This window comes from Lentzea sp., assembly GCF_036380075.1.
Classification (GTDB): domain Bacteria; phylum Actinomycetota; class Actinomycetes; order Mycobacteriales; family Pseudonocardiaceae; genus Lentzea.
Window position 1 is genome coordinate 1 of the sequence record NZ_DASVFL010000035.1, and the last position, 6,406, is coordinate 6,406.

Genomic DNA, 6,406 nt, shown 5'->3' on the forward strand with positions numbered 1-6,406 from the left:
ACGCGAGCATCTGCTGCTCGCCGCCGCTCATCGACGCCGCGAGCTGACCGCGCCGGTCGGCGAGCCGCGGGAAGAGGTCGAAGACCTCCGTCAGCTGCTCCCGCTGCTCGGCCTTGGTGGTCCGGCCGCTGTAGGCGGACAGTTCGAGGTTCTCCAGCACGGTCAGCGGTGGCGCCACCCGGCGTCCCTCGGCGACCAGTGCGACCCCGGATCGGACCACCTTGTGGCAGGGCCACCCGGTGATGTTCCTGCCGTCGACCGTCACCGAACCGCCCGCTGGCTTGTGCAGACCGGCGATCGTGTTCAGCGTCGTCGTCTTGCCCGCGCCGTTCGAGCCGATGAGGGCGACCAGGGTGCCCTTGGCGACCTCGATGTCGACCTCACGCACCGCCTGGACCGCGCCGTGCGCGGCGGAGAGTCGCGATACGCGCAGCATCGGATCGCTTGCCAAAGTAGGCCTCCTTGACCTCGTCCTGCTCCAGGCACCACGTCGGGGCGCCTTCGGCGAGCAGGGCGCCGGAGCTCATCACCGAGACGGTTTCGCAGAAGTCCTCGACGAGCCGCATGTTGTGCTCGATGAGGATCAGCGTCAGACCGAGGTCGCGCAGCTCGACCAGCAGCCGGCCGACCTCCTGGGACTCGGCGTCGTTCATGCCCGCGGTCGGTTCGTCGAGCAGCAGGACCCGCGGGTCGGTGGCCAGCGCCCTGGCTATCTCGACCCGGCGCTGGTCGCCGTAGGACAGCGTCTCGGCCAGTGCCGAGTGCGGCGCACGGCAGCCGACCTGGTCGAGCAGCGCGGCGGCGCGTTCCCGCGCCTCCCGGCGCTCCCGCCGTTCCGACGGGTTGAGCAGCAGGGCGCCCGCGATCGTGGACTTCCGCTGCGCGTAGGCGCCCGCCACCACGGTCTCCAGCACGGTCAGGCCGGGGAACAGGCGGATGTTCTGGTAGGTCCGCCCGACGCCCTGGCGCGCGATCCGGAACGGCTGCATCCGGGTGATGTCGTTGCCGAAGACCTCGATCCGGCCGGAGTCGGCCTGGATGAAGCCGCTCACCATGTTGAGCACGGTGGTCTTGCCGGCGCCGTTGGGACCGAGGATGCCGTGGATGCGGCCGGGTGGAACCTGGATCGTGATGTCGTCGACGGCCTTGAGGCCGCCGAACGCCTTGGTGAGGCCGGTGATGCCGACCGCCGTCCCGCTCACGACGTCACCTCCGCGCGTGCGGCGGGCCGCGGGTCCGGCTCGCCCGGTCCTGGATAGTTCTGTTCGGGGTCCTTGCGCCGCCAGCGCGACTGCGCCAGCCGCAGGCGCCGCACGTCGACCAGGCCGCGCGGCATGTAGATGATGATCACGACGAGGAGGACCCCGGTGACGACGCCGTCGTACTCCCCCATCGGTTCCCGCAGCAGCTCCGGCAGGATCGTGAAGACGACCGCGCCGACGATCGGCCCGAGCCAGTGGAACGCGCCGCCCAGCACGACCGCCGCGAGCGTGACGAAGCCCAGGTGGGTGTAGAAGGTGTCCGGCCCGATGTAGCGCAGGAAGCTCGACTGCAGGATGCCGGCGGCGCCGCCGAGCGCTCCGGACAGGACCATGCCGACGAACTGGATCCGGCGCGGCGAGATCGCGAGGGTCTCCGCGACGGCGGGGTCCTCGCGGACCGCGTCGGCCGCGAGCCCGAAGCGCGAGCCGGCGAGCCGGGCCAGCACGTAGGCGGCGAGGACCAGGGTCCCGATCAGCCACGCCCACGTACCGAGGTCTCCCGGAACGAGGGTGCCGGTCGCGCCGCCGGTCTGCTCCGGCAGGTTGAGGATCAGGACCCGGCCGATCAGCACCATCGCGATGGTGGCCATGGCGAGGTAGTGGCTGTCGAGCCGGATCAGCAGGCCAGCCGTCACGGCGCCCATCGCGGCGCCCATCGCGGCGCCGAGCAGCAGGCCGAGCAACGGCGGCATGCCGAGCACGCCGGCGAAGTAGCCGAACGTGAACGAGCTGACCGCGCCGAAGAAGACCGGCGCGAGGCTCAGGACACCCGTCCAGAGCGAGGCGTAGACCGCCAGCGCGAAGAGCGCGTTCACCCCCGCGAACTGCAGGGTGGTCATCCAGGCCGTGGTGCTCACGTGTCGTCTCCCCTCGCTCAGGCTCGGACGAGCTGTCGTTCGCCGAAGATGCCCTGCGGCCGGAACACCAGGACGACGAGCAGCACGCCGAAGGTGATCGCGTCCCGGAAGCCGGACGAGATGTACTGCGCGCTCATCACCTCGATCACGCCGATGCCGACGCCGAGCAGTGCGGCGCCGCGGATGTCGCCGTACCCGCCCACGACGACCGCGGCGAACCCCTTGAGCAGCAGGGCCTCGCCGATGCCGAACGACACGTTGTTGTCGGAGAGCGCGGCGAGGACACCGGCCAGCCCGGCGATCGCGGCGGCGAGGAACGCCACGGCGATCAGCACGAGGCGGGCGTTGACGCCGACGATGGTCGCCGACCGCGGGTCCACCGAGACGGCGCGGACGGCCGCGCCGAACCGGCTGCGGGTGAGCAGCAGGTGCACCCCCGTCACGACCACCACGAGGGCGGCCACGCTGATCACCTGCGCGGGCAACAGCAGCAGCCCGGCGACCCGGATCCGTTCGGAGGGGACCGCCTCGGCCGGGTAGCCGGTGGCAGTGGGGCCCGCGAACGCCTCGGCGAGGGTGAGCAGCACGATCCAGATGCCGATGCTGGCGATGATCGGGGCGAAGGTGCCCGCGTCGCGCCTGCGCAGCGGCTCGAACGCGACCAGGTCGGCGGCCACGCCCAGCGCTCCCGCGAAGACGACGCCGGCGGCGAGGGCGAGCCAGAAGCTCAGCCCCAGCTCGGTCACCAGCCAGTACGACGACAGGGCGCCCCAGGTCGCGAATGTGCCGTGGGCGACGTTCAGGATGCCCATCTTGGCCAGGATCAGTGAGAACCCGACCGCGAAGAGTGCGTAGATCGCCCCGAGCGCTATGCCGTTGAGCAGCTGTTGCATCAGCAGTTGCACGGAACGGTCCTCCTTTGGACGAGCGACGCCGGATCCGGCCCCTGCGCTGAATCAAGCGCTCGCTTGAAGCGAGTAACTCACCTCACACCACGCCGTGTCAATGAGGTAAATCAAGCGATTGCTTAAATTGCGGCGAGCGGTTACGTTCGCCGCACGACCGCGCACACCGGGCTGCCGACGTGCACTTTCCGTTGCCGCACCGGCACTGTCGGCGTCCGGCCCGTGACAAGGAGGTGACCGCGTGCCGCTTCCCCGCACCTCCACTCCGGACGACGCCGTGCGCCGCATCCCGGCCGGTGCCGCGATCGTCGCGTCCCCCGGATGCGGGACGCCCGAGACGCTGCTGACCCACCTCGCGGCCGCCGCGGACCTGCTCGGCGGACCGACCCTCTACTCCGGACTGCAGCTCGGCGCCTACCCGTTCCTCGGCGCCGCCGCCGAGGGGCTGCTCCGCTACCGCACCTGGCACCCCTACGGGCCGGCGCGCGCGGCGCTCTCCCCCGGCCGGGTGGACTACGTCCCGGCCCGCGCCTCCGCCGTGCCGCGCCTGCTGGACCAGTGGGAGACTTCGGTCGCGCTCGTCCGCGTGTCCCCGCCGGACCGCAACGGCTGGTGCAGCCTCGGGCCGTCCGCCAGCTACGTTTGCCACGCGGTCGCGCGGGCCGCGTTGGTCATCGCCGAGGTCGACCCGGGCACCCCGCGCACGACCGGCGACTCGATGCTGCACGTCACGCAGCTCGACGTGCTGGTCGACGCCGACACGCCGGCGTGCGAGTTCCCCGCCGCGGTCCGCGACGAGGTGAGCGACCGGGTGGCCGCCCGCGTGCTCGGCCTGCTGCCGCCGGAACCGACGCTGCAGCTGGGCATCGGGGCCGTGCCGGAGGCGCTCACCGCGTTCCTCGCCGAACGCGGGGCCGGGCCGCTGCGGGTGGTCGGCATGGCCAACGACGCGATGGTGGACCTCTTCACGCACGGGCTGCTGCGGTGGACCGACGTCGGCGAGCACCCCGCGATCCGCGCGGCGGAGCTGATGGGGACGCGCAAGCTCATGGAGTTCGCCGACGGCAACCCGGCGGTGGTGCTGCGGGACAGCCGCTTCGCGCACGACCCGCGGGTGCTGGGACGGATCCCCCGGCTGGTGACCGTGAACTCGGCCGTCGAGGTGGACCTCGCCGGTCAGGTCGGGTCCGAGCTGGTGCGCGGCCGCCAGGTGTCCGGCATCGGCGGCGGCGCCGACTTCGCCGAGGCCGGGTTCGCCTCGGACGGCGGCCTGTCGATCATCGCGCTGCCCTCGGCGACGCCGGACGGCAGGCACAGCCGCATCGTGCGCAGGCTCGGCGCCGACGTCGTCTCGCTGGCCCGCCACACCCCGGACGCCGTGGTCACCGAGCACGGCGTCGCCTGGCTCCGCGGCCGCACCGAGACCGAACGCGCCGAGGCCCTCGCCGCCGTCGCGCACCCCGGCCACCGCGCCGGCCTCACCGACCCCGAGGAGACCCCATGACCGTCCACACGCGACGCGGCCGCTACTACGAGGAGATGGTCCCCGGCGACGTGTTCAAGCACGAGCCGGGCCGCACGATCACCGAGGCGGACAACGTCCTGTTCTGCAGCATCACCCTCAACACCCAGACCCTGCACCTCGACGCCGTGAAGTCGGCCGAGTCCGAGTTCGGCCAGCGGCTCGTCAACAGCCTGCTCACCCTCGGAATCGTGTGCAGCATCGGCGTTCCCGACCTCACCCAGAAGACGACGATCGCCAACCTGGGCTTCGACAAGATCGCGTTCCCCGCCCCGGTCTTCATCGGCGACACGCTGTACTGCGAGACCGAGATCAGGGACCGCAGGCCGTCGGCGTCGCGGCCGGGGCAGGGCATCGTGACGCTGGAACACCGCGGCCTCAACCAGGACGGCGTGCTGGTGTGCTCGGCGGTCCGCGCCGCTCTCGTGCGGTTCCTGCCCGAGGGCGAGACCGCCCTCCCCTGAGGTGACCGGCATGCGGCCACCCCGTCAGAGGGTGTCCGCGCTGCCCAGGACCAGGGTGCCGGAGCTCATGAACATGCCGCCCACACCGGTGCACACGCTCACGTCCACACCGTCCACCTGGGCCGGAGCGGTGCCGCGGACCTGGCGGACCGACTCCTGGATCGCGAACATGCCGTACATGCCGGTGTGCGTGTAGGACAGGCCGCCGCCGTTGGTGTTCATCGGGAGGCGGCCGCCGGGGGCGGTGTTGCCGTCCGCGATGAACGCGGGCGCCTCGCCGCGGCCGACGAACCCCAGGTCCTCCAACCCGTAGATCGGCACGTGCGCGAAGGCGTCGTAGATCATCAGGTGGTCGACGTCCGCGTGCGCCAGGCCGGACTGGGCGAAGGCGCGTTCGCCGCCGATGCGGATCGCACGCGACGACGTCAGGCTCTCCAGCCCGGAGACCACGGAGGACTCGCTGGACTCCCCCGCGCCCAGCACGTAAACCGGCGGCGCCGGCAGGTCGAGCGACCGGGCGCGTTCGGCGGAGGTGAGCACCAGCGCGCCGCCGCCGTCGGTCACCAGGCAGCAGTGCAGCAGGTGCACCGGGTCGGCGATCACGGGCGAGGCGAACACGTCCTCGACGGTGATGGGGTCGCGTAGCTTGGCCCGCGGGTTCATCGCCGCCCACTGCCGTTGCACCACCGGCACCATCGCGAGCTGCTCGCGGGTCATGCCGTACTCGGCCATGTAGCGCCGCACGCCCATCGGGAACAACGACGGCGCGCCGACGGGACCGTGCGGCACCTCCAGCTGCGCCATGAACGACTGCGGCGCGGGCGCCCACGGCACCATGCCCACCCGCGACCGCCCCGACTCGCCGTGGGTCACGAGCACGGTCTCGCACAGGCCCGCGCTGATCGCGGCCATCGCGTGCCGCACGTGCAACATGTACGACGAGCCGCCGACGTTCGTGCCGTCCAGGTACTCCGGGACGATGCCCAGGTAGTCGGCGACGTCAACCGGCATCTCCCCCGCCGACGCGACGCCGTCGACGTCGGCCGGGGTCAGGCCGCAGTCGGCGAGCGCGTTGAGCGCGGCGTCGACGTGCAGCTGCAGGGCGGACATGCCCGGGATCTTGCCCAGCTCGGTGCTCTCGGCGGCACCGATGATCGCGACGGCTCCACGCAGGTTCACCCGGCCACCTCGAAGCAGACGATACGGCGCTCGCCGCGTTCCTCGAACGCGACCCGCACCGGCGCGTCGACCTCCAGCGAGTCCGGCCGGTCGGTGCGGATCAGGGCGGTCAGGTTCGGTCCCTCCGCCAGCCGCACGACGCCCAGCGCGTAGGGCGCCTCGAACCCCGCCGGGGCCCGGTGGTTGATCACGAACGACAGCAGCACACCGTCGCCCG

Annotated in this window: 8 protein-coding genes; 2 read left to right on the forward strand and 6 right to left on the reverse strand. The window is 72.0% G+C overall.

Annotation, left to right across the window (positions count from 1 at the left end):
* From VF330_RS04515 to VF330_RS04530, 4 genes are all read right to left on the reverse strand, one after another.
* Positions 1 to 388: ABC transporter ATP-binding protein (locus VF330_RS04515; RefSeq protein ID WP_330850200.1), on the reverse strand; the 388-nt coding region annotated here is incomplete at its 3' end.
* Positions 381 to 1,202 carry an ABC transporter ATP-binding protein gene (locus tag VF330_RS04520; protein WP_330850201.1) on the reverse strand — a complete coding sequence of 274 codons (822 nt, stop codon included), beginning with the start codon at positions 1,200 to 1,202 and terminating at the stop codon, positions 381 to 383. The genes VF330_RS04515 and VF330_RS04520, both read right to left, overlap by 8 nt.
* Positions 1,199 to 2,119 carry a branched-chain amino acid ABC transporter permease gene (locus VF330_RS04525; protein WP_330850202.1) on the reverse strand — a complete coding sequence of 307 codons (921 nt, stop codon included), beginning with the start codon at positions 2,117 to 2,119 and terminating at the stop codon, positions 1,199 to 1,201. The genes VF330_RS04520 and VF330_RS04525 overlap by 4 nt, the downstream gene beginning before the upstream one ends.
* Before the next feature lie 17 nt (positions 2,120 to 2,136).
* Positions 2,137 to 3,024: a branched-chain amino acid ABC transporter permease gene (locus VF330_RS04530; RefSeq protein WP_330850203.1), complete on the reverse strand. Its 888-nt coding sequence runs from the start codon at positions 3,022 to 3,024 to the stop codon at positions 2,137 to 2,139.
* Between the two features lie 241 nt (positions 3,025 to 3,265).
* Here VF330_RS04530 and VF330_RS04535 point away from each other — a divergent pair, with 241 nt between their 5' ends.
* Positions 3,266 to 4,528 (forward strand): acetyl-CoA hydrolase/transferase family protein, encoded by a 1,263-nt coding sequence (locus VF330_RS04535; RefSeq protein ID WP_330850204.1) that lies wholly within the window; start codon positions 3,266 to 3,268, stop codon positions 4,526 to 4,528.
* Entirely contained in the window at positions 4,525 to 5,010 is a 486-nt protein-coding gene (locus VF330_RS04540) for a MaoC family dehydratase (RefSeq protein ID WP_330850205.1), read from the forward strand. Before VF330_RS04535 ends, VF330_RS04540 begins: the two co-directional genes overlap by 4 nt.
* A gap of 24 nt (positions 5,011 to 5,034) precedes the next feature.
* Here VF330_RS04540 and VF330_RS04545 read toward each other — a convergent pair whose 3' ends face one another.
* Together VF330_RS04545 and VF330_RS04550 are read right to left on the reverse strand one after the other, a co-directional pair.
* Entirely contained in the window at positions 5,035 to 6,189 is a 1,155-nt protein-coding gene (locus VF330_RS04545) for a thiolase C-terminal domain-containing protein (RefSeq protein ID WP_330850206.1), read from the reverse strand.
* Positions 6,186 to 6,406 (reverse strand): Zn-ribbon domain-containing OB-fold protein (locus tag VF330_RS04550; RefSeq protein ID WP_330850207.1); only part of this gene is annotated, 221 nt, incomplete at its 5' end. The genes VF330_RS04550 and VF330_RS04545, both read right to left, overlap by 4 nt.

Coding starts and splice junctions, on each gene's coding strand:
- VF330_RS04540 (WP_330850205.1), top strand. CDS start 4,525: ATGACCGTCCACACGCGACGCGGCCGCTACTACGAGGAGATGGTCCCC.